Raw genomic sequence first — 24062 nt, 5'->3', positions numbered from 1 at the left:
GTCAGTATTTTACAAAAATTCCCTTTTGCTGCATAAATCCATTAGCCAGTATTACAACATAGGTTCCAGGCACAAGTGTAGCAACGTTTACCGGGCTGGAATTCAGTCCTTTTTTTATCTGCACCTTTTTAGACAGCACGGTATGCCCAAGCACATTCACAATTTGCATATCGGCTGTTCCGGCATCAGCAGCTTCATATTCGACCTCCATATCTCTATTCGCCGGGTTAGGAAATATTTTGAGTTTTCTTTTTGGAGATACATCAGAACTAATTTTAGAAAGTTCTTGTATACTGCCAACCGGCTGAGTGGCTCCGGAAAAACGCAGACTGGTTCTTTTAATCAGTTTAAGCGTTTTAGAGAACCCATGTTCCAGGTTAAATGCCAGGGTAACCGAATTTGTTTGTGAGCTAAAAGAAACATTAAATGGGTTTTCCAGTACGTCCCAGTTACCATTAAGCACCAGGCTTACAGACCTTGGATAAGCGCGCCAGTAGTAATCGTAAGCAGTTTCTTTTTTTACATTCATATCCGGTGAATTCATGGTCACGGTAAGGGTATCCCCGTTTTCCTTTATACCCAGCAACGATACGTCGGAAACACTTTTTACAAATCCTGTATTTACTGTGTTACTGGCTTTATAAAAGGCATAGCTGGTAAGCGACTTAGGCAGGTATTTTACCACATGCATGGTATCGCTTTGTTTAAGCACCTGGTATACTGTATTTGTCTCGATCTGTGTAGCTAAGGCCTGCATAGCCTGAGGCGTTGTAGCCGGTACTACCACAAACTGATAACCAGACTCTATCGGATTAACTCCATGATTGATCCATGCCTTACTGGCCAAAGCCGTTTCAAATGAGTTGGGAAGAGTCTGATCCATCACTGTTTCTCTAGGAGTAGATTGCGGGCCCCTGAAAACCCGGACTGTCCCATTTCCGCGGGCCACATAATATCCGGTAGACTGGCCGTTTACGAGCCATAGGCCGGCCAGCTGTGTGTCCAGGGTCTGGTCATAGTCGGTGGTAACCGCTGTAGCTGAATTGACATAAATCGCCGGATTGACTGTTTTATTAATGCCCTGAAACAGATTAGTAGCCACATTTCCCCGTCCATCTATGGCATTGATGTTACTTCCAAGACATACCAGGATGCTGTCGAAGGCAAAGACCGTTTTCTTAAACCTCAGCCTTGAGGGCAGATAATTGCCATTAGCCATCTCGGCAAAGTTGAAACCAAAAATGCCATCATCCCCCAAAGATAAGGAACCTGCAAAATTAAGGTTCTGAAATTCCATAGCCGTATCTTTCAATGGTTGCAAGCCTGAAAAAGTGGGAAAATGAACCGTTGTAGTACCAGGCATAACGTTCCAATCCCAGCCTTTTCCACTAAGGATGTAACCTGTTGCATCCAGCGAACCTGCATACAGGATTTCCAGACTGCCATAACTCTGATAACGCCCATACCGGTTTTCATTTTTGTATATTTCTGCTCCAAATATTTTGCTGGTAAAGCCTCTCATTACCGCTGTCCATTTGTTCTTCCTCAGAATTCCTAAAGCACCATAATTGTATTGATGAAAACCCGAGGTAGAAACAGCATCAACTGAATATTTGCTTGTACCAGTCACATCGTTGTAAATAGCCCCCATTTCAGGGTCGGCGGGAATATGCTGTATATCTCCCCCAATCTCAATAAACTTCTCAAAATCAGTTATGCTCACCGGTAAGGCCGCAGGAAAAGGGTTTCTTCCCGATTCGGCATGCGCAAAAAGCACACCTTTGGATGAACCCATCATCAGATATTTCAAACCTGTGCTCATACGCCTGTACGCCGCCAGATCAATTTTGTATGCGGTTCCTTTTAGCAAACCAGCCAACCCTATCCATGTGGCCCAGGCCCCCATATAACTTGTATGCTGTGAGCCATGGTGATAGCCCACCCCATCTGGTTTAACCCCATCCCTTCCTCCAAGCGAAGGGACGGTATTGCGCTCCATGAACCTTTTAACCATTTTTAATTCCCTTACCGCCACATTGTCGTCGGGATCCAATACGGCCAGTTCAAACAAAAATGCAGTCCTTAATTTCAGGTAGTCTACGCTATATCCTTCCATAAAATTCGCACCATAGATCACACTATATTCGTTGGCCCACTTCAGCATTTTTATGACCTCAGCTCTGAGCGCAGGCGTATAATGCGGTAGTGCCTCCAGGAAACCTACCGGAAAAATCCGTGGATTGGTGTAGGAATTCGTTTGTAACACAATTCTGCCGCCCTCTGCCAGGCCTTCACTCATCAGGTACGCTGTAAACAATACGAGTTTGTCTTTTGCATCAGTATCTCCTTTATTGGCAGCTCTGGCCAGTGAACTGCAATGCCCGGAGATGAGAACAAGGGTAGCAGGATCGTATATTTTCGAGATGCCATTCCCCCTGATATTTCCGTCTGTATGATAGCCAATGCTGCAGGCAAGTACATAATTTTTTGCTGCAGTAAGTGCTGTCTCCGTTACAGAATCAGAATTTCTGGCAAAATGCGCCCTTAGCATTTGCAGATCTCCCAATTCCTGTGCTGTTGCTGCAACAACCGGCAAATCCGGTCCGTTCTTCCAGTTTTCCAGCACATTCAGGTACGGGGCATTTGTTACCTGTTTTACAAATTGGGGATAATCTGGCCATACATGCGGCCCTGGGATTCTTACATCTTTATTTCCGATGAGCGTCACCTCATCAATATAGATCAGGCAGCTGTCGGCAGTATTGGCTGGCTTATAGGTAATTTTCATCTCATTCAACAAAAAACCCGCCATAGGACTTCCGGCACTGTAATCGTAATAATACGAACGGTGAAATTCCCTCCAGCCTTTATAATTCAAAAGCATTTTTCCTGAACGTCTTACAATACCACTACCATCCATAAATTCAAAAAGCAGGGTATCGTTAGATGCGGCCGCAGCATGAATAAACATCCTGGCAATTGCCGATGCCGCAGTATCCAGCGATATCTTAGGGATAGCCAGGTTTGTTGCCAGGATGTACTTGCCGTTCTTTGCATGCCATTTCAAAGCTTTGCCAGCCTTTATGTGCTCAGTACTTGCCGCCAGTGCTGAATCGGCATTGGTTTGCCAGTTTGAAGGGATGCCAGCATCAAATGAAACAAAGCGCTGCTGAGCCCTGGCGCCCGCTATAACTGATACAACCATTAAGGCAATAAATAAAGTTCTCATTTTCATGTCAGTTTAAAATTACCAGCCTAGATTTTGCGTCAAGGCCCTGTTTAATGTAAGTTCCCTTGTCGGTATTGGCCAAAGCTTATTTCTGTCGGTAATGTTCGGGCCAAAACCTTTGATAAAGAGGTTTAAATAGGCGGGAGTTGTGGAGGTACCCAAATCCCTTTCAATGGTAGCTGAAAGCTCATGCATCCGGGATACGAAAATGTCCCAGCGTATCAGATCCCCTTTCCTAAAGGTTTCTCCACTCAGTTCCCGCGATCTTTCGTCGCGGATAAATGCCCTGAAAGTTTCTTTACTGGCGGTCACCGCAGCAGGTACCAGTGCATCCGCTGGTGTATAAATGCTTGCCGTTGCTGTTGCACCCGAACCGTTCCCCCCACTAAATGCGATCAAAGGGGCTGCAGTGTACCCCACACCCCTCGACGTCCCGTAAACTGCATCATTGGCAAAAGTTACCCCGGTAACTTTACCACCGGAAATACTGGCGGTAGCCACTACCCCTGAACCTCCGCCCCCTACAAATGTTACCGTCGGAGCTGTGGTATACCCGGATCCTCCATTGCCAATGGTCAGGGTTTTTATCCCTGTACACCAGCCCCTTCTTCTTACTTTATTTACAGCCTCTATGGCATCAGCCGTAGGCACTGAGTTTTCGGCCATCTCGTTTTCTGCTTCAGCGAACATCAGCAGCACGTCAGCATAGCGGAGCAAAGGACAGTTTATAGGGGTACCTGTTGTATTTTTTGGCAACACAACTTCATATTCCCGTCTGTACTTTGCCGGAAACCTGTTGTAGGCAGTAGTACGGTTAACAGTGGTAATAAAGGTCTTGGAATTGGCGGGCTGACTGGCACCCCCATACGTAAACCTGGCAATAGACCAGTCCCGCCTGATGTCACCCTCCTGAAAAAGATAATACAAATCTGCAGTTACCTTAAGGCCAGCATAGGCAAAGCCTGTTGCCGTATTGGATGAGGCCGGTCCGTTTACATCCCCTACAGAACCTGTTTCAGTAAAAGCATCCGATTTATTGCCCCAGAACTCCACCTCCCACAAACACTCCTTAATGTCGTATTTATCAGCGGCAAGATTAATGAATACACCCGAATAAGAAGGGTTCAGGGCATGTCCGGCCTCTGCATCATCCATTACTTTTTTAGCCCAGTCTCTTGCAGCCTTATATTTGCTCTGGTCTTTAACAGGGTAACCGGCCATATGCAGGCAAACCCTGGCCAATATACCCCTTACTGCCGATTTGTTTACCCGACCGCCAAAGCCCAGCTGGCTGATGCCCGATACCAGCCCTTCCGCTTCCGTCATATCTGCAATGATCTGTTCATAAACCTCTTTTGCCGTAGCACGGGGCACATCAACCGCAGTAACCGAGGGGGTTGGCTTCAGCATCAAAGGCACGCCACCGTAAGTTTGCACCAGTAAAAAATAATAATATGCCCTCAAAAAAAGTGCTTCACCTTTCACTTTAGCCCGTACCGCCTCATCTATAGCCGGATTATTGTTCAGGTTGGCGAGTAAATAATTCGCCCGCCCAATCCCTATATAAAGGGTGTTCCAGAAACTCTGAATCTCTGAATTGGCCGCTGTAAAATCGTAAATATGCGGTCCGGTAAGCGGTGCACTCTTCACATACCAGGATTCATCTCCTTCAAAGCCCCAGCGAAAATGGATCGGATTGGAGTACACCACAGCCAGGTTATCATAAACTCCGTTCAATGCAATATTTAACTGCTCGGCATTCTGATAATAATCAGAAGGTTCAAAAAAATCTTTGGGCTTGGTATCCAGCTGCTTTTTGCAGGCAGAAAAACCGGCCAGCAACAGGGCAGACAATAATAAATAACTGTATTTCATCATTTTATAGAATAAGGTCAGAAATTAAAATGTTGCATTTAAACCAAAAACAATGGTTCTGGGTATGGGATAAGCCGAAAAATCAAACCCGGGAGTAAGAACTGAGCTCCTTACAGATACCTCAGGATCCATACCCGAATAACGGGTAAAAGTCACCAGGTTCTGTGCAGTCGCGGTTAACCTTAGTTTACTCAGGCCTACCGATTTAATGTAGGAGATCGGTAGGTTATAACCCAGCGAAACTGTTTTCAACCGTAAATAAGAACCATCTTCAATTACCCTGGAGGAGTAACTGCCAATAGTGCCCTGTCCGTTCGCCTTAAAATTCTTATTGGTAGGATTGCTTTCGCTCCAGCGGTCTACATAACTTGCATATTGATTTAAACTCACCCTCACATTACCATTCCCTTCAAACATATATCTGTTGGCATTCATGATATCATTACCATAAGACCACTGCAGAAAAATACCAAGGTCAAAGCCTTTATAGCTGAAATTATTGGAAAAACCACCGGTGTGAATGGGCTGCCCCCTGCCAATAACCGTAAGGTCGTCGGTATTGATGATACCGTCAGCATTCAGGTCCCTGTATTTGATGTGCCCGGGCTGCGGCGAAGCTCCGTTATTGGTGACCCCGGGTTTCAAAGTATAAACCCCTGCCTGCGATTTATCAAAATCGGTTAGCTGGTAAACGCCATCAAAAATATAACCGTAAAACATCCCTGCGGGCTTTCCAATCTGCGAAATATAAGCCGGATTGGCATTATATTGCGATTCAAAGTTAACAGTTGAGTACAGCGCATCCTGATCCCTCACCAACTCCAGAATCCTGTTCTGGTTAAATGCAATATTAAAATTGCTCGACCACTCAAATACCTTGTTCTTAATATTTACCGTCTTCAATGCAAACTCAATTCCCTGGTTCCTGATTTTGCCAATGTTCTGCTGTACATTCAGTACACCGGTTGTTGCAGGCAGGTCAGCATTCAGCAAAAGGTCTTTCGTCGTCTTCCTATACCAATCTACTGTAAAGGCAATCCGGTCTTTATATAAACCCAGATCATAACCAACGTTCAGCTGGTATGTGGTTTCCCATTTCAGGTTCCTGTTACCCAATCCGCTCACAATTACCCCCTTACTCGGCAAAGCATTATTAAAAGAATAAGAATTGGCGATTGGAAAGCTCAGGCCCGCAAAGGCATCATAATTACCTACACGGTTATTTCCGGTACTGCCATAACTCAGCCTCAGTTTGGAGTTGGATACCATTGTCCATGGTTTCATAAAACTTTCATCCTGCATGTTCCAGGCAAAAGAACCTGATGGAAAATATCCCCATTTATGTCCTTTGGCGAACTTTGAGGAACCGTCACTTCTGAATGTGAATTCCAGCAGGTATTTCGACTTGTAGTTATAGGATAAACGGCCAAAATACGAAGCCATAAAGTTTCCGCCCGAATTTGCATAACCCGCATAAGGCACACCCTCATCCAGGCCTGTTGGCCCCAACTGCTCGTTTGGCAGATTCTGCGCGGCATAACCATAAGATTCTGCATTGTAATCCTGAAACGAAAACCCTCCCAGTACAGTTATTTTATGGGCTTTATGGATTGCAGCTGTATAGGTAACCGTATTGTCGCTGGACAAGATATTGATCTCATTGTAAATTACCGAGCCCCATTGTCCCTTCGCATTACGGGCATTTAGCGGGCTCCCCTGAACAGTTTTTGAATTGTAGAATAAAACCCCTCTCTTTTGCCTGTCGGAAACCGAGCCTGCAAACCTGAATACAAGATTGCTCAAAGGGCTGTAGGTAACATATCCATTGGCCAGAAAATCCGATGTCCGGCTCCTGTTGTACTCATTGTTGCTCGTAACAATAGGATTGAGCCTGATGTCGAACTGGTTGATGAGTTCAAAATCCCCGTCCTCTTCCAGCATATCCTGGTTGTTCCGGCCGTTTACAGGTCTGTATCCCCAGGCTCGCGACAGCAGATAAGTCGTAAAAGAAGGCCCGTTACCTTCAGAAATGGGCTGCCCATAGGTATTGATCTTACTATAGTTTGCGCTGATCCCTGCTTTCAGCTTTTTGCTGATGGTCTGATCAATCGAGGCCTTGCCCTGGTAGCGCTTAAAGCCGGTGTTGATGACAATCCCCTTCTGATCAAACAATGAGCCGGAAATGGAATACCTGGTCTGGCTGTTCCCTCCTCTCAGGGCGATATTGCTGATGGCAACCGGCGACTGCTGAAAAACCTGTTCCTGCCAGTTTATCCCCTCCATGTTCCGATACGTTTCCAGGGTTTTACCCTCCGTCAAATAGGTATTATTGGCCGAGGTCTGGTTCAGTTCAGTCTGGTATTTAACAAATTCATAGGCATTCATTACCGGTATGGTTTTCTGTACCTGCTGAAAGCCATAGGAAGAATTAAAAGTCACTACGGCTTTGCCAATCTTTCCTTTTTTGGTTTCAACCAGCACTACACCATTTGCTGCTCTCGAGCCATATATGGCTGTCGCCGAGGCGTCTTTTAGTATATTGATGGTTTCTATATCATCCGGGTTCAGCATGCCGTCTTCCGGATCTTCAATAGGAAAACCATCAATTACATATAAAGGGGAGTTGCTTTGGGTTAAGGAGTTTGCGCCACGTATAACGATGCTCATGCCCTTTCCGGGCTGGCCATCCTGGGCAGAAACCTGTACCCCCGCAACACGCCCTGCCAGCGCGTCTGTAAAGCTGGCCACAGGAGCCCTGGCCATATCGGTCATATCTACCTGCCCCACTGCACCCGTCAGATCAGACCTTTTAACGGTACCATAAGCTACCACTACCACTTCAGACAAATTGGAAACCGCTTTTTTAAGTGCCACGTTGATCACGTTTTTTTCTCCTACTACAAAAGCCTGTTCTGTATATCCTATATAGGAAAAAGTAAGCTGGTCGCCACTGTTTGCCTTTAATGTGTACTTACCGTTAGCATCTGTTGTGACAACCGCACTGGTCCTTTTCAACCTGATGCTGGTCATAGGAATGGAGACTCCTGTTTCTGCATCGGTTACAATCCCCGTAATGTTTTTAGCTTGTTGAGCTATCAACTCAACCGGTGTAAAAAAACAACAGAGTGCAACCGGTAAAACAATCAGCTTCAACTGTTTAATAATTTTTCTGTTCATACATTGGTTTAGTTTTGGTTATTTTTTTACTACGCCTCTTACTTTCGCTACATGCGCCCCGGTTATGTTTTCGGCACTGTTCCCAAAGCGTGTCCGTACATATGTCGCCACAAGTGCTATTTCCCGATCACTTAAAAAATCAAAGGCCGGCATTTGCTGATCGTATTTCCTGCCTTTTATAATTACCGGCCCGGATAGTCCTTTCAGTATTATTTTTATCAATCTGTTTTTATCACCCAATACCTCCTGGGTACCCCTTAAAGGTGGAAAAACCCCGGCAAGCCCTTCGCCATCGTTTTTATGACAGGAAGTACAATAATTGTTGTAAACAACTGCCCCATCCGTTAATGGAGGCTTTAACTGCTTTTCCTGTACAAAACCACCATTACTACTGTCACCCGGCAATATTTTGATGATCCTGTCATCTCCCTGCTTAGGGTATCCTTGGCCGGGATTCCAATCCCGGTTACTGGTCGACACATATACCTCTCCGGCAGGAGACACACATACACCCCTCAAACGACCAAACTCATGATCCAGGTAAACCTGCTCCGCAATTACCTTTGTTCCTGCGTCATTTAGTTTCAGTACCCTGAGGCTCTGTGTCTTCAGCGTTACCAGCAATAGGGCATTCCTCCATTCTTTTATCGCGCAATTAGCTCCGCAATAAGTTATCCCTGCCGGTGCGATAACTGGCGTCCAGGCCTTTACGGGTGCTGTAACCTCATGTGTTTTACAAAACAGCTGTTCCTTTTCTGTATCACAGAAGCCTTCAACATGGGGCCAGCCATAGTTCCCTCCTCTTTTTATCAGATTCAGTTCGTCGCCTATTGCGTCCCCATGCTCCGAACTGAACAATGTTCCCAGATTGGTAAAGGCCAGCCCCTGCGGATTTCTATGTCCGGTAGACCAAACCGGGCTTCCTCCAAAAGGATTATCAACCGGAATGCTGCCATCAATGTTCAGACGGAGTATTTTCCCGGTCAAGGCATTGGTATCCTGGGCACTGTTTCCATTGGTTGCGTCGCCTACAGTTAACATCAGCTTACCATCCGGTGCAATTACAAGCCTAGAGCCGGCGTGGCCGGTAGTTGCAGGGATGTCGTTTAACAATACCAGCGGGTGTATTAAAGTGTCGTTTATATACGTATACCTTACCAGCCTCAAAAAAACCTTTTTACCTTCTTTATAAGTATAATCCAAGAAAACATAAGGCAATTTCCTATCGGGATGTATAGTCATTCCAAGCAAACCGGTAGACCGGTTTCTGAAGGTATCCGCAATCCGGAGCAATAGCTGTTTCTCACCGGTTTCAGGATTTACCTTGCTTACTGTTCCGCCCTGCGCTGTAAACCAGATACAATTGTCCGGCCCCCAGGCAATTTCCCAGGGTACATCTAAGTTAACTGCAATGGTTTTAGTCTTAATCCCAACATGGGTACCCGACGATTTTACACCCCTGCCTGCATAGCCGTTCAGCAAAATGCCGGCAAATACAATTAAAAGTATGAAAGATGCTTTCATTTTGATTGGTTTATTGGGTACGTACCCGAATATAGAAACAGAAAGCCCTAAACACCAAATCGGCATAGCAATATACTGGTATTCCGGTATAGGTAAATACCGGAATACCAGTACAAAAAGACGAATGTTATTTTTTTAAGAAGCCCGAACGAAAAATCCGGTCCCACAGATCGGAGGTTACGCCATAGCCTTTTGTAGAGTCATCATAATGGTGCAGCATATGGTGTTGTTTAATTTTTTTCCATATCCCATTTTTAAATTGTGCATGGTGCAGCATATAGTGCGTCATGTCATAAAAAAGGTAGCCTGATATAAAACCTCCAAAAAAACCATCCAGCATTTCTACAGGCAAAAGCCAGCGAAAAAGAAAGTAAAATGCCGTGGCCAGGGGGATACTCGCCGAGGGCGGCATCACCAAACGCTGTGCATCATTCGGATAATCATGATGGACACCATGAAATATAAAATGTATGCGTTTGCCCCATTCCGAAGATGGATAGAAATGAAACACAAAGCGGTGCAACACATATTCGGTTAAGGTCCAGATCAGCAGACCTAAAAAGAGGTGCAGCAGAAACACAAGAAAACCATTGGCAGTAACCGAAGCCCAGAAAAAGTAGGCAATAACAGGTATATAAACAATTAAAGGCACATAAAAAGGCACTTTAGATAATGCTTCGAACAAAGGGTTCTTAAACATTCTTATAGATTCCCGGGAATTGGATACAAAATTTTTTTTCATCTTAAGTAATTCTGCTACCTGTAAAAGCGAAACGCTAAATTACAGCTTTTATGTCATTCCAAAAGTAGCAATTATTGAATTTCGGTCATTTTTAGTACCTGAATTTCATGGCCACATAAGGGTACCAGCCTTCGTTGGAATGCCCCGCCACCAGGCGAAATACCGTTAACGCTGCAGGGGCAAAATACACCCCGGCCCCATAGCCCTGGTGCCACACATCCGACTTCTCATTCCTTGCCCATACCCTTCCTACATCGTGAAAGGCAAGAAGACCAAACTGTCCGGGCAGTATATAATTGATAAAGTCAGCTACTTTATACCTCAGTTCCAGATTGTTGTAGAGACTGTGTTGCCCTCCAAACCTGAATTCCCTGTAGCCTAGCAAATTACCTTGTCCGCCTAAAAACTGCGACTGGTAAAAGGCCTGTTTACCTATAGTCATTCCCCCTCCAATCCTGTCGGTCAGGATCAGTCTGCTCCTGCGGTCTATACCTTTATAAACTGAAAAGCCCGCAGTAAGCTGTGCTATAGAATTTGAATAGGAGTTCAAACCTTTATAGGCAGTCAGCTTCAGGTCCAGGTAATTGCCCGAATCAGGTAAAATGTCGCTGTTCCTGTTGTTGTGGACAAAGTTGAAAGTAAGCCCCGCAAATGCTTTGTCTTTGGTAATGGTACTGCTATCGGCCGAGTTCAATGCAGAGGTATTGCTGATGAACCGCCCGTTATTATCGTGCTGGTTGTACCTGTAATACTGGAACGACGGACCGATACCTAAAGTTGACTTTGAGCGCTGCCACCTCACCGAGGGTTCAAACTGGTACAAACTAAACCTTGCCCGGTAATACCTTACAAAATCACCGGTCTTATTAAAAGTAGTTTCATTACCAAGGCCATAAAAATTCTGAGAGTTTTCAGGGGCAAATACATCAGCCTGCAAAACAATATCCGCTTTTCCCAGGGCCTTAAACAATTCCGAGCGGTAATTGAACCTGAAACCTTCGGTAGCAAAAGAATGCAGGAACGAGAAAGAATGCGTGCTGCCAAATGGAAGTTTCCGGAAACCCGGTTGTACAATTTTGTACGAAAGCCCCAGCAATACCCGGTCGTCGATGTTGTACCCGGCATTTAAAAGCAGCATTTTCCTGGTATACAGGTCTGTGTATACAAAATGTGTATTGGAAGTATCACTGTCAAAACGTTTGGCAATCTTTGCCGTGTTTCCGCTAAGGCTTACATTATTGTCCATGCCAAATACCTGTACCCTGTTTACACTATTGTCGATCTGATAGGTTTTCTTTCCTTCCACCCCAATAACCCTGAGCTTAATGGGCGATGTTTTGTTGTTGAGTATCAGGCTATCGTTTCCATCCCTTACGTACAGCCTGATCTCTTTGGTTACCGACGGATCAAATGTGCGGTTGAAAACCACATCCTTAACCATTCCATCTTTTGTAAGCTTATGTATGGTTACTGTCAATGCCCTTCCAGGGGCATCAACAATGCTAATAAATTCGTTTTTATTGCTGGCCTGTATGTCAACAATCCTGTTTATGAAATGATAATACCTGTTCATCATCACAGGCAGCTTTGCCCGCCTTTCCTTAAGCTGTGCCAGTAACCTGTCATGCCTTAAACTGTAACCAGGTTCAGGCAGTTTCTTCAGGGCTTTTTCAAATACCTCGTCAGTCAACAAGGCACAAAACTCCTTAACTACCCTATTCCATTCTTCTTCGTTCATTTGGGAAAACCAGCGCGCATATACCGCCCTTCCCTCCCAGAAAAACCAATTGATATCCGGCAGGTTGCGCTCATACCCCTGAATCATGGGCAGCAACCAGGAAGCCTGCGCATAACGGGGTATAATACCTTCCGACAGGTAAAACACCTGGTCCCGGTCGCGGGGTATAGGTATGTATCTTGTTGTTCCGTTCTCTTCTTTTACAGGCTTCCACCTCCACTGGTCTTCATGCCGGTCCCAATCGCCCAGCAAAGCGTCCAGGGCCTTGGCCCTTAAAAACAAAGGCCCGTCATAGGCATAATCATTATTATCGTTCAGCTTGCGCATCATCTTCTCCGAGTTATCGGTATCCCCTGCAGGTTCCCGCTCTTCAAGCAAACACAGGGTATTGGCAAATACCTTTGCAAACTCCCCAAGCTTTTCATCGGGCATTACCCAGCCAATCATCGGATCACTGTGCGGCACATTTACTGCATCTGCAATGTCCGGAACTACAAGGGCCGAAAAAGGGTTCTGGGCCGACATGTTGTCTTTCACTACCTCGCCCGCAAATGTTTTGCGGAATACCGCAGGCAAAAGTATCTCCGGAAATTTCTCTACACTGCGCAGCACCCATTCTTTCCCTAGTTTGTCTACCAGCCGCAGGGAGTGCGACTGGTTACCTCCACCACGCTGCGTAGGTGTCAGTCCTCCCTTTATGACAGAAATCCTGATCACCGGTACTTTTACAGGCATCGCATATTCCTTACGGTAATTCTCACCAAACAGAAAGCGATGAAATTTACCTACACTATCATACTTCGGATAAATCCTTACATCAATAGAATCCTGCGCCCGGGTAAGTAAGCTTACCATTAACAAAAGAGGGAAGAGAACAAATTTAGTCATGAGTTAAATATCTGAAAATAAAGCTACGCATTTCTTAATCTATGGTAAGATTTTTAAAATTCACAGGGCGTAATTTTGTGTTATCAAAAAAAGGAAATATATGAAAAACGAAATTTTAGGTATTCACCACATTACTGCAATCGCAGGAAATGCAAAAAGGAACTATGATTTTTACACCCGCATATTAGGTTTAAGGCTGATCAAAAAAACGGTTAACTTTGATGACCCGCATACCTATCACTTTTATTACGGAGATGAAAAAGGTACCCCCGGAAGTATCTTAACCTTCTTCCCATGGGAAGGCATGCCTGCCGGGCGCCGGGGAACAAGACAGGCAACAGAAATAGGTTATAGCGTTCCGGCAGGAAGCCTGGAGTTCTGGCAAAAACGTTTTGAAGATCACAATGTAATTTACAATAAACCAGCGGTTAAGTTTGGCGAACGTTACCTCACCTTCCTCGATCCGGACGGCTTAAAATTTGAGCTTACAGAGGCCAAAGTTAAAGACAACAGGCCACAGTGGGAAACTGCCGAAGTCACCAAAGAAAATGCTGTTCATGGTTTTCATCATGTAACTATTACCACCAATAAAATGGAAGGTACCGCAGCTGTATTAACCCAAATTTTTGGCTATAAATTAACCGAAAAAGAAGTTAACCGCTCCAGGTTCACAACTGATGCAGTTGAACACGCAGCTATTGTAGACCTGGTAGAAGCACCTGGTGAAGCAATAGGACACATCGCAGGCGGCTCCGTGCACCATGTTGCCTTCAGGGTAAAAGATGAAGCAACGCTAATGTATTTCAGGGACAGAATCGTTGAAATGGGATTGAACATCACGCCAAAGATAGACCGTAACTATTTCTATTCGCTGTATTTCCGCGAGCCGGGAGGTGTGCTTTTTGAAATTGCTACCGATAATCCGGGCTTCACCATAGATGAACCGCTTGAAGAATTGGGCAGGAATTTAAAGTTACCAGTACAATACGAAAGCAGCAGAGAAGAAATAGAAAGTATATTACCAAAATTAGATTAGCATGTATACCCATCAAAAAAATACCATTACTGCCGGAGCTCCGGTAGCAGAAGCAAAAAGTGCAGTCATTTTTATTCACGGCAGAGGCGCGTCCGCTACGGATATCATTGCTCTGGCAGATCACCTGCAAATAGAAGATGCGGCGTTCTTTGCACCCCAGGCTACAAACAACAGCTGGTATCCATACAGTTTCATGGCACCGGTTAAAGAAAACCAGCCGGCTTTAGACTCCGCACTTGAAGTAATTAAAGATCTGGTTACAGCTATCGAAAATGCCGGCATTCCCCAGAATAGAATTTATTTTGTAGGCTTTTCCCAGGGTGCCTGTTTAACGCTGGAATACATCAGCCGGAATGCAGCAAAGTACGCAGGGGCAGTTGCATTCACCGGCGGGTTGATTGGCAAGGAAATCAACATGCAAAACTACAAGGGCAACTTTAAACAAACGCCGGTATTGATCACCACCGGCGACCCCGATCCGCATGTGCCTGTTTCAAGGGTAGAGTTGAGCAAAGGCCTTATTGAAAAAATGAACGCCAACGTTACGGTAAAAATCTACCCTGGACGGCCGCACACCATCACAAAACAGGAAATTGACCTGGCCAGGAAGCTGATCTTTCAACTAAATTAAATACTCTGGCGGATGATTTATTAATCCATCAGGCAATCTTGTGACAAAGGGTTAAATGGAAAAACATTTTTTTGTAATTGCTGCAAAAAAATGTTTTTTTTGTTCTACATCTAAGCAAACGTTTTGATTATCAATCCATTTACCCCAAACCCTGCGCTACAGCCATATATACTGGCATACGGTTACGTGGAAATAAATGAACAAATTGATAGCAATAATCCCATCCATATTTTTCCTGTAGACTATACCGTAATGTGCTTTTCGCTCGACGAAAAAAAACTCATCCGCGAACTCAATACCACCAACACTTTTAAAAACCCGCTTAGTTATGTGGGTTTTCTTGATCGGCTCCGTTCCTTCGACTCTTTTACAAGGAAAGTAGTACAGGTTTATTTTAAACCTTTTGGTGCCTACAAACTCCTGGGCATTCCCCAACATCATTTCACCAATTCGGCTACAGACATGGAGGCTTTGTTTCCAGCATTAAAGTCAACCATCTGTCAGATGCGGGATGAAATGAAATCCCCGCAAAAGGTCATCTCAATTCTTGAAAGCTGGCTGTTACAGCGCTTGTTCCTGTCAGATAAAATCTGCACCGCAAGGATAGAATACGCCTGTGACCTCATTAAAGCATATGCAGGAAACATTCATATCGATGAACTTTGCAGGCAGGTAGCCATGTCGCCCACCACCCTTCGCGATCATTTCAAAGAAAAGATCGGCTTCGGTCCAAAAACTTTCGGGAGGATCGTCCGCTTTAGCCAGCTCAGGCGGTTGTTATGTGAAAACACAAGCCTGAAATGGACAGATCTTGCAGATAGGTTTGAGTTTTTTGATCAGACACACTTTATCAAGGAGTTTAAACATTTCTATGGTTGTACCCCGTCGCAATTGCATAAAATGGGGCAATTGAACTTCACAGGCAAGCTTACCGACAGCCTTGACCTTTAATTAAAAATCCGTTGTTTTTTACTATTTATTTTTTGCTAAAGCACTTACTTTTAAGTAATTCTATTTAACAATCTTAACAAACGAAAGAAATGAAACATTACTTTCCGACAAATCTGATGGACGGAAATATTTTTCCCTCAACCAGAATTATTCCCCGCTCGTTAAAACATACCGTTCAATCATTCTCTTCAAAAAGCTTCATGATTTTCAACAACTTAGAATAGTCTAAATTAAATTCTAACATTCAACCTTTTATGAAAACAATCATCCCTATTTGTTTTGCCTTAGCTACCGGAACAACTGCCTCTGCACAGCAGGCACAGCTTCAGCGTTCTGTAATAGCAAGTACCGGAGGTACCGCACAAATCAACAACACCATTATTCAATACACTATCGGTGATGTGTTGGTAAATCCCATTGAAAGTCCACCCTTACTGGTCACGCAGGGCTTCCAGCAGCCAGAAGTAGCTGGCAATGAAACCGACCCGGAAATCAATTACGTCAACAGTTTTATTGTTTATCCTAACCCAGCCACCGGTTCAACCTATGTAGAGTTCGATTTACTAAAATCAGGCCCTGTTAACCTGCAGCTGGTCAACAACGCCGGGCAAACGGTCAGAAATTTTACAGTAAACCTGCTGGCCGGTAAAGTGAAATACCCTTTGCTGATTTCCGGGCTATCTTCTGGCCTTTACTATGTTGTGCTCAAAGCAGCATTTAAGCAGTATTCCGAAAAACTAGTTATACAATAAGCTTATGAAACGTACGATTTACCTTGCTGTATGTTATACAGCATGCATGGTCTGTTGCTACCCTAACATTTACGCGCAGCAGGATAGCAGGGTTGTCAATACCGGTGCAGGTTTCCTGTTGCTCAGTCCCGATGCCAGAAACGCTGGGGTAGCCGAGGCAGGAACTGGTTTACCGGTAGACGCCAACTCCATTTTCATCAATGCTGCTAAACTGATATTTGGTGAAAAAATGGGGGTCAGTGTATCCTATACGCCCTGGATGAGAGAACTCACCAAAGACTCGCATTTGGGTTATTTAACCGCGTACAGGCACCTTAACGAGAGAGAGGCCCTTGGATTGTCAGTTAAATACCTTGATCTGGGTACCATTAGCTTCCGGAACGAAAGTGGTGAACTGCTTGAGGCCTATAAAGCCAATGAATTTTCCATTGATGCCAGTTACGTCCGAAAGTTTGGTGAAAACTTCGCCATGGCCTTAACCGCGCGGTATTTTCAAAGCGATATCGGCTCCGGAACCTACAACAACCTGCTCTTAAAACGTACCGATGCCTTTGCAGCCGACATTTCCCTATACTCAGATAAGCTGTCTCAAAAAGGCAAATATGGCAGGCGGTTTAACTGGGGGCTAGCCTTAACAAATATAGGTACCAAGTTAAAATACAACGAAGTACAAACCACCTTCATGCCCATGAACCTCCGGATCGGTGCAGGCTATTCACTCTATGCCACACCCGAAAACAGGTTAACCCTTTTACTGGATGTAAACAAACTCATGGTGCCTACTCCGCCGCGTTACAAACTCGATCAGGAGGGAAACATAACCAACCAGATAGAAAAAGGAAAAGACCCCAACAGAGGTGTAGCAAGTGCGTTGTTTACCTCGTTATTCGACGCACCCGGTGGCTTTAAAGAAGAATTACAGGAATTTACGATAGCCGGTGGATTGGAGTTCTCCTATTACGATCAATTCTTTATACGTACCGGCTACTTTTATGAAAACCCCGAAAAAGGGAACAGACAGCATTTTGCAGCAGGGGTGGGTTTTAATGCAAATCCCATCCGTGTAGATGTAAGCTATATTTTCCCAAGTGCGGAAAGGTATGTCATGCGCAATACCATGCGCTTCACCTTAAGTTACGCCCCTATTTTGGGCAAACCAGCAAAAAAATAATTCACATAAACCTATTCAAACGCTAATTATATGAAACATTTTACTGTATTCGCTTTCTTAATCACGCTTTTTGCCAGTCAAAATATTTTGGCACAAAGCGGCTTAACCGGAATAAACTACCAGGGGGTAGCCAGAAATACAAATGGAACGGTCTTATCCAACCAGGCGGTTAAAGTTAAAATATCTGTGCTCGGAGGCGCTGCTAATGGCCCTGTCCAGTATATGGAAGAGCACTCGCTAAACACCAACCAGCTCGGGCTTTTTACTTTGCAAATTGGTAAGGGAACCGCCTTAACAGGCACATTTGCCGGTATACCATGGCAAAATGCCAACCAATATGCCAAGGTAGAGATGGCTCTTGGCGGAGGCAGCTATACGGCATTGGGCACCACACAATTAATGAGCGTTCCTTTTGCATTGTATGCAGCAGCCGGCACACCCGGCCCTATCGGGCCGGTGGGACCCGTTGGCCCGATAGGACCACAAGGTATCCAGGGTGTTCCAGGGGTCCTGAATGGCCCAGCCGGGGGCGATCTGACCGGCAACTACCCTAACCCAACTATTGGCAATGACAAGGTTACCACAGCTAAAATAGTAAACGGTGCCATAACTTTGCCTAAACTGGCTGCCGGTGTTATTCCCACTACCCTGCCTCCTAACGGCCCAGCCGGCGGCGATCTTTCCGGCACCTATCCAAACCCATTAATTGCCGATGGTAAAGTAACTACCGCCAAACTGCTGGACGGTTCGGTTACACTGCCCAAACTGGCGGCCGGTGTTATTCCAACTGCCTTACCACCCAATGGTGCCGCAGGCGGCGATCTTTCCGGCACTTATCCAAACCCTTTAATTGGCGATGGTAAAGTAACTACTACCAAACTGCTGGACGGTTCAGTAACACTGCCCAAATTAGCCCCTGGAATTATCCCCGCCGCCCTGCCTCCAAATGGTGCCGCAGGCGGCGATCTTTCCGGCACTTATCCAAATCCGGTTGTGGCCAATATCCAGACCAGGCCGGTATCCAATGTAGTCCCGGTTTTAAACGATGTACTCAAGTTCAACGGCGTAGCCTGGACTCCAGGCTCAATTGGAGGTGGTGGTTTTGTATTACCGTTTAATGCCAATGAAAACAATGCCGGCACCTTATTTTCTATCAACAATGCAGGCGATGGAACATCCGTAGAAGGTACCTCCTCCTCAACAACAAGTAGCATAGCAGCCATAAGAGGCATTGTTTCGAGCACCACACCAGGTGGATTTTCCAGCGCAGTAAGAGGCGTCAACAACGGTACCGGAGGCTTAGGGATAGGGGTATGGGGCTCTCAGGCAGGCTCCGGTTGGGGCGTTTACGGAGTTACCCCAAATGGACTTGGTGTATATGGAAATGCTTCGGCAGGAGGAACAGGCGTATACGCAAACAGCAATACAGGGACAGGTTTAACTGCCACCAGCAACAATGGTCCGGCAGCAAACATTTCCATTTTTAACAATGCAAACAACAGTACTGCGCTCGATGTCTCTACAGTGGGCAATGGAACCGGTCTGGCTGTAAATACTTCCGGATCGGGCACAGCCGTAAATGCAAGCAGTGCCGGTTCCCATGGCGTTCGTGGAACCACCGCTGCTATAACGGGAGCCGGTGTGATAGGTTATAATACAGCGGGTGGAGAAGCTGTAGTCGGAATTAACACCAGCGACATTGCCGGAGCAGTTGTAGGCCGCAATGACGGTGGCGGTTATGGTGTGAGAGGTTTCATTTCTACGAATGCTACCGGTACCGGAGTTGGTGTACTAGGCCAGGTTGGCCTTAACAACAGTAATGGCAGGGCTGGCAGGTTCGAAAATTTCAATGCTACAAATACCCTCGGAAATACCCTGGAGGTAGAAACCAATGGAAATGGAAATATCCCCGATAACACGCAGGGAAATGCAGCTTCCTTTCTGGTAGACAATACAAATAGTGTGGCTGCAGGCGTAAGATCTGAAGTAAAAACCATTTTTGGCAACTTTGGTGCAGCGGGTATCTTTGGCGTTTCCTCTGGAACAGGTGGCTTTGCAGGTCTTTTTCATTCATCCAATGCTGCAGGTAATGGCCCTGCCCTGGTAGCCATCCAGGATGGAAACGGCAATGCCATCACAGCCAATGCAAGTAAGAATGGCAATGCCGTAGAAGCCAATATTGATGGTGGCGGGAATGCACTCTATGCCTGGGTCCCTACATTCGCCACAGGAAGGGCAGGTAGGTTTAACATCTTCAATGATGCAAACACCAGTGATGTCATTACGGTAACTACTGTTGGAAATGGAATTGCAGGGAATTTCAAAGTAGACCGGGTTACCGGTACCTCTCCTGCTGTAAGAGGTGAAGTAAATTCGCAATTTGCTAACTTCGGTACTGCAGGTATTTATGGAATAAGTTCCGGTACAGGTGGGTATGCTGGTTTATTCCATGCCTCCAATCCTGCAGGAAATGGTCCTGCATTAATTGCCATAGCAGATGGTAATGGAAATGGGATAACGGCAAATGCTTCCAATAGTGGTGATGGCATTGAAGCCACCGCCGATGGCACGGGTAGTGCTGTATACGGCTGGATCCCAAATTTTGGTGATGGCAGGGCAGCCCGTTTTGTAAATTACAACACTGGTAACACCAACCCTGTGGCCACTTTCGAGCAGCACAGCAATGGCTCAATCGCCCTGTTCAAAAGCGGCAACCCCGGAACCGTAAATGTTGCCCGCATCAACTCTGCCGGACGTGGTTTCTTTAATGGTGGTACCCAAAATTCAGGTGCAGACATTGCGGAATCCTTTGAAGTAGAAGGTTCGCTCCAGGCTTATGAACCCGGAGATGTGCTGGTAATTTCTACCAATACCGACCGCACCGTAGAGAAATCTGCCGGCGCTTATTCTACCCTGGTTGCAGGTGTATACGCAACCAAACCGGGGGTACTGCTAACAGAAAAAGAAGGTGTAGAAGACATCACAGACCAGGTTCCTATGGGCGTTGTAGGCGTTATCCCAACCAAGGTTTGCGACGAGGGAGGGCCTATATCCAGAGGAGATCTGCTCGTTACTTCATCAACCCGGGGAGTGGCTATGAAAGCCGATCCCGAAAAAGTTAAAATCGGACAGGTACTGGGCAAAGCGCTTGAAGGCTATACTGCCAAAGGTATAAGTAAAATCAAAGTCCTGGTCAGCATTAAATAACATTAAATCATCAGCTAAAAAAATCAACATGAAAACAATTCATCATATCAGCACACTACTCTTTGTCAGTGTTATCCTAATCCTTGGCTCAAACACTAAGGCACAGGAATTCAAAACAGGCGAGAGCATCAAAGCACAATTGCTTCAGGGTACAACTCCAGGGCTCAAATTAGGGCCTGTTGTACAGAAAAAACAGTCGGAAGACAACAGCAAAGAGTTGCAATATACTTCTGGCAATTTCAAGGCCTACCTGCAAAAAGCCGCTCAGGGATCAGGGGCTGGCGGTGCAGGTACACAATCCAGATCTATTGCCCCCTCGGCCAATAAAGCAAAAACAGGGAGCAGCCAGATGCCAAGCGATGGAAAAACACCCGAACCAGAACAAAAGAAAACAGAGGCCCCAAAGCTGCCTCCTATGCAAACCGAGCAAAAAGGCACTGTACCTCTGTAAGCCACTATTTACGGGAAAGAGCTGTACAATGTACAGCTCTTTTTTTGCTGAGTACGTATCAATTTACTGACAAAATAACTTTGGCCTGTAAATTGGATAGCTTTATTCATGCTTAAAATATTAAAATTATTAATCATTGCAGCAATTATCGGACTTCTTGGCTGGTTAATTGCCGATAAGTTCAGTTTCAAAACCACTGTCGAAAGCAAACATCAGCTATTACTGGAGCGTGTAGAAGCTATGGGCAAACTGGAGCTCGTAAAATACCGCATCAGCGATGTATTGGAACATAAAAACAAAACCCCTTTCCTACCCGATGCCAGCGTGCTGCTCATCATCAAAGCCGATGCAGTGGGCTGTATAGACCTTGCCAGGGTTAAAGCCGAACACATCAAGGTTTACGATGATTCTGTAAACATACAATTGCCCCAACCCGAAATCTGTTACATCAAAATAGACCACAAATCTTCGCGGGTTTACGATACCAAAATGGCCTTTTTCCGTGAGGCCGATCTTGTTGATGCAGCCTACAAAACTGCCGAAAAACAAATCGCAGATGAAGTCCGCAAGTCAGATATCCTGCAGCAAACCCGGGCAAATGCATTAAACGTCCTTCGCCCCCTGCTCACAGGGCTGGGCTACAACAAAATAAGTTTATCTTTTGAGTAATAAACTGCTTTTCATTGAGTTGCTATTTTTTTATCTTTAACTATGAAACATAGCATATGCTCATTTGTTATTTGCCTTTTGGTATGTACAGGCAGCCTGGCTTCTGCACAGCAGGCCAACCCTAAATATGATAAAAAACTGGCTGACTCGCTCAAGGCCGATGCGTATGGAATGAAAATGTATTATCTCGTTATTCTAAAAACCGGGGCAAATACCACTGAAAATAAAACAACTACCGACAGTCTTTTTAAAGGCCACATGCAAAACATAGGTCAGCTTGCCAAACAGGGCAAACTTGTGGTGGCAGGGCCCATGAAAAAGAATGACAAAAATTACCGGGGCATTTTCATCTTAAATTCAGCAAGTATGGAAGAAGCCGCTGCTTTGCTGAACACAGATCCGGCAATCCGGCATAAACTGCTTGACGTTGAAATTTATGGCTGGTATGGATCGGCGGCCCTTCCCATGTATCTTCCTTATCATGAAAAAGTAGAGAAAAATCAATGATTTTTCTTACCTTCCGCTATCTAAATTAATGTCAATGAAACGATTTCGCTTTTATGCGCTCCTGTTGCTGGTGGTTAGTATAACCAGTTCCTGTAAAAAAGTACCGGTATTAGACTGGATTACCCCAAATCTTTCGTTCAAAATTGATGGTGCGGCTAAAGAAGTCAAGGGAAGTAAAAATGCCTTAGCAATATATGTGAAGGAGTTGAATATTATGCACATCAGCGGAATTATCAGCGAAGATGAACAGATTAATCTTACCATCGGCAATTTTCATGGCGTTGGAGAATATACCGTTGAAGGAGAAGACTTGCTGGGACTTTATACTTCCACTGATCTGCCACAAAGCCTCATCGGTACCGAAGGCAAAGTAAAAATTACTGAATTTGTAAATGAAAAAACCATAAAAGGGGAATTTCAGTTCAAAGGAGTTTTATTTATTATACACATTGGCACAGATAATACTGATCCCGATAGCGGTTCTACAGAAACCAAGACCGTATCTGAAGGCAAATTCCAGCTAAACGTAACCATAGGAAAACCTGAGGATATAGAATCGGGAGATGTTGATATCGAGATCGACTAGGCCTATAGGAGTAACCCGGATTCAAGTCCGGGCAGGGCCTGACGATATCGAGATAGACTAATTCCTCTTTGCTTTTTAAAGAACTTGTTCAGGTGGCTCCCGTCTGCAAACCCGAATTCATCAGCCAGTTCATTGATCCTCAAATCACTGAATTTTAACCGCCATTCAATCAACCTGATCCTGTAGCCACTTATAAACTGCTGCAGGGTCTCCCCACATTGTTTTTTAAAGTAAACACCCAGATAGGTCTGGGAAATGCCAAAAGTATCGCCAATAGCCGCGGCGGTTAGCTGTTCCGGTATAAAAATGTTGCGCTCAATATGATTAATGATCTCAAGTATCCGTTTATCCGTATTATCCCTCACATTTCCTGGTCTTAATTTAGCGATATTCCTGGCAGCAATCACAATCAGGGCATTTACCAGGTTCATCTCCAGGTCCTGCTGGTAAACACCACCCAGCTTCATACCAAAAAGCAATGAATCTACTATCCTTTCTACAAGCCGGCTGTCCTCCTTGCACCGCATTACACAACCCGATAATTTGGTCGCATAGAAAAGCAGACACTCCAGGTGATGTATACTTTTCCAGGGATAACTCCTGATGTAGCTGTCACTGAAACGGATCAGCAGAAATTCTGTCTCTTCCACTATTTCATAATGATGGTGGTCATTGGGCGCAAGCAGCAGCAGGTTGCCATCACGATAGGCCATCCTGTTCCCGTTGATGTTTACAAATCCCTTTCCTGAAATCAGGTATACCATTTCAAAAAAACTATACTGCCTGTTGCTCAGCGGGCAATGGTCTGTTTTAAGGTACTCCACCTCTACAGCCTGGTGTATGTTCTGTTTAACCATAATACAAACATACCTTTTTATAATAGAAATGAACCGAACAAAAGCGCTTTTACCGGTCTATTTTTGTCATA

At 45.1% G+C, this 24062-nt stretch carries 17 protein-coding genes; 10 read left to right on the top strand and 7 right to left on the bottom strand.

From position 1 onward, the window contains the following. Position 1 precedes the first annotated feature (1 nt). The 6 genes from ABIE26_RS04380 to ABIE26_RS04355 all read right to left on the bottom strand — a co-directional run bounded on the left by ABIE26_RS04380 (position 2) and on the right by ABIE26_RS04355 (position 13173). Complete coding sequence (locus tag ABIE26_RS04380; RefSeq protein WP_310139608.1) at positions 2-3229, bottom strand: polysaccharide lyase family 8 super-sandwich domain-containing protein; 3228 nt, start codon at positions 3227-3229, stop codon at positions 2-4. Positions 3230-3247: 18 nt separating this feature from the next. Beyond that, on the bottom strand, positions 3248-5107 hold the full coding sequence (locus ABIE26_RS04375) for a RagB/SusD family nutrient uptake outer membrane protein (RefSeq protein WP_310139610.1): 1860 nt from the start codon (positions 5105-5107) through the stop codon (positions 3248-3250). 21 nt (positions 5108-5128) lie between these two features. Further along, the gene (locus ABIE26_RS04370; RefSeq protein ID WP_310139611.1) at positions 5129-8281 is read right to left on the bottom strand and encodes a SusC/RagA family TonB-linked outer membrane protein; all 3153 of its coding nucleotides are present in this window, start codon (positions 8279-8281) and stop codon (positions 5129-5131) included. 18 nt (positions 8282-8299) lie between these two features. Continuing rightward, a complete protein-coding gene (locus ABIE26_RS04365; protein ID WP_310139612.1) occupies positions 8300-9805 on the bottom strand; it encodes a PQQ-dependent sugar dehydrogenase in 1506 nt (501 codons plus the stop codon). Positions 9806-9932: 127 nt separating this feature from the next. Beyond that, entirely contained in the window at positions 9933-10547 is a 615-nt protein-coding gene (locus ABIE26_RS04360) for a sterol desaturase family protein (RefSeq protein WP_310139614.1), read from the bottom strand. 91 nt (positions 10548-10638) lie between these two features. Continuing rightward, a complete protein-coding gene (locus tag ABIE26_RS04355; protein WP_310139615.1) occupies positions 10639-13173 on the bottom strand; it encodes a BamA/TamA family outer membrane protein in 2535 nt (844 codons plus the stop codon). Positions 13174-13273: 100 nt separating this feature from the next. Between ABIE26_RS04355 and ABIE26_RS04350 the strand changes: the two genes are divergently transcribed. From ABIE26_RS04350 to ABIE26_RS04305, 10 genes are all read left to right on the top strand, one after another. Beyond that, on the top strand, positions 13274-14209 hold the full coding sequence (locus ABIE26_RS04350) for a ring-cleaving dioxygenase (RefSeq protein WP_310139617.1): 936 nt from the start codon (positions 13274-13276) through the stop codon (positions 14207-14209). Between the two features lies 1 nt (position 14210). Beyond that, positions 14211-14840 (top strand): alpha/beta hydrolase, encoded by a 630-nt coding sequence (locus ABIE26_RS04345; protein ID WP_310139618.1) that lies wholly within the window; start codon positions 14211-14213, stop codon positions 14838-14840. 123 nt (positions 14841-14963) lie between these two features. Continuing rightward, positions 14964-15791 (top strand): AraC family transcriptional regulator, encoded by an 828-nt coding sequence (locus tag ABIE26_RS04340; RefSeq protein WP_310139620.1) that lies wholly within the window; start codon positions 14964-14966, stop codon positions 15789-15791. Between the two features lie 254 nt (positions 15792-16045). Continuing rightward, positions 16046-16543 (top strand): T9SS type A sorting domain-containing protein, encoded by a 498-nt coding sequence (locus ABIE26_RS04335; protein ID WP_310139623.1) that lies wholly within the window; start codon positions 16046-16048, stop codon positions 16541-16543. Positions 16544-16547: 4 nt separating this feature from the next. Further along, a complete protein-coding gene (gene porV, locus ABIE26_RS04330; protein WP_310139625.1) occupies positions 16548-17714 on the top strand; it encodes a type IX secretion system outer membrane channel protein PorV in 1167 nt (388 codons plus the stop codon). Positions 17715-17744: 30 nt separating this feature from the next. Next, on the top strand, positions 17745-20921 hold the full coding sequence (locus ABIE26_RS04325; protein ID WP_310139628.1) for a beta strand repeat-containing protein: 3177 nt from the start codon (positions 17745-17747) through the stop codon (positions 20919-20921). A 28-nt stretch (positions 20922-20949) separates the two neighbouring features. Continuing rightward, on the top strand, positions 20950-21372 hold the full coding sequence (locus tag ABIE26_RS04320; protein WP_310139630.1) for a hypothetical protein: 423 nt from the start codon (positions 20950-20952) through the stop codon (positions 21370-21372). Positions 21373-21480: 108 nt separating this feature from the next. Continuing rightward, positions 21481-22041, top strand: a complete 561-nt coding sequence (locus ABIE26_RS04315; RefSeq protein ID WP_310139632.1) for a DUF4230 domain-containing protein — start codon at positions 21481-21483, stop codon at positions 22039-22041. Between the two features lie 42 nt (positions 22042-22083). Continuing rightward, the gene (locus tag ABIE26_RS04310) at positions 22084-22548 is read left to right on the top strand and encodes a YciI family protein (protein WP_310139634.1); all 465 of its coding nucleotides are present in this window, start codon (positions 22084-22086) and stop codon (positions 22546-22548) included. A 34-nt stretch (positions 22549-22582) separates the two neighbouring features. Beyond that, a complete protein-coding gene (locus ABIE26_RS04305; protein ID WP_354375089.1) occupies positions 22583-23134 on the top strand; it encodes a hypothetical protein in 552 nt (183 codons plus the stop codon). Positions 23135-23136: 2 nt separating this feature from the next. Here ABIE26_RS04305 and ABIE26_RS04300 read toward each other — a convergent pair whose 3' ends face one another. Then, complete coding sequence (locus ABIE26_RS04300) at positions 23137-23991, bottom strand: helix-turn-helix domain-containing protein (protein ID WP_310139637.1); 855 nt, start codon at positions 23989-23991, stop codon at positions 23137-23139. Positions 23992-24062 lie beyond the last annotated feature (71 nt).

This window comes from Pedobacter africanus (genome assembly GCF_040548825.1).
Lineage (GTDB): Bacteria > Bacteroidota > Bacteroidia > Sphingobacteriales > Sphingobacteriaceae > Pedobacter > Pedobacter africanus_A.
Note: the sequence above shows the minus strand (reverse complement) of the source record. Positions and strands in the feature narration are given on the sequence as shown.

Coding starts and splice junctions, on each gene's coding strand:
- ABIE26_RS04380 (WP_310139608.1), bottom strand. CDS start 3,229: ATGAGAACTTTATTTATTGCCTTAATGGTTGTATCAGTTATAGCGGGC.
- ABIE26_RS04375 (WP_310139610.1), bottom strand. CDS start 5,107: ATGATGAAATACAGTTATTTATTATTGTCTGCCCTGTTGCTGGCCGGT.
- ABIE26_RS04370 (WP_310139611.1), bottom strand. CDS start 8,281: ATGAACAGAAAAATTATTAAACAGTTGAAGCTGATTGTTTTACCGGTT.
- ABIE26_RS04365 (WP_310139612.1), bottom strand. CDS start 9,805: ATGAAAGCATCTTTCATACTTTTAATTGTATTTGCCGGCATTTTGCTG.
- ABIE26_RS04360 (WP_310139614.1), bottom strand. CDS start 10,547: ATGAAAAAAAATTTTGTATCCAATTCCCGGGAATCTATAAGAATGTTT.
- ABIE26_RS04355 (WP_310139615.1), bottom strand. CDS start 13,173: ATGACTAAATTTGTTCTCTTCCCTCTTTTGTTAATGGTAAGCTTACTT.
- ABIE26_RS04350 (WP_310139617.1), top strand. CDS start 13,274: ATGAAAAACGAAATTTTAGGTATTCACCACATTACTGCAATCGCAGGA.
- ABIE26_RS04345 (WP_310139618.1), top strand. CDS start 14,211: ATGTATACCCATCAAAAAAATACCATTACTGCCGGAGCTCCGGTAGCA.
- ABIE26_RS04335 (WP_310139623.1), top strand. CDS start 16,046: ATGAAAACAATCATCCCTATTTGTTTTGCCTTAGCTACCGGAACAACT.
- porV (WP_310139625.1), top strand. CDS start 16,548: ATGAAACGTACGATTTACCTTGCTGTATGTTATACAGCATGCATGGTC.
- ABIE26_RS04325 (WP_310139628.1), top strand. CDS start 17,745: ATGAAACATTTTACTGTATTCGCTTTCTTAATCACGCTTTTTGCCAGT.
- ABIE26_RS04320 (WP_310139630.1), top strand. CDS start 20,950: ATGAAAACAATTCATCATATCAGCACACTACTCTTTGTCAGTGTTATC.
- ABIE26_RS04315 (WP_310139632.1), top strand. CDS start 21,481: ATGCTTAAAATATTAAAATTATTAATCATTGCAGCAATTATCGGACTT.
- ABIE26_RS04310 (WP_310139634.1), top strand. CDS start 22,084: ATGAAACATAGCATATGCTCATTTGTTATTTGCCTTTTGGTATGTACA.
- ABIE26_RS04305 (WP_354375089.1), top strand. CDS start 22,583: ATGAAACGATTTCGCTTTTATGCGCTCCTGTTGCTGGTGGTTAGTATA.
- ABIE26_RS04300 (WP_310139637.1), bottom strand. CDS start 23,991: ATGGTTAAACAGAACATACACCAGGCTGTAGAGGTGGAGTACCTTAAA.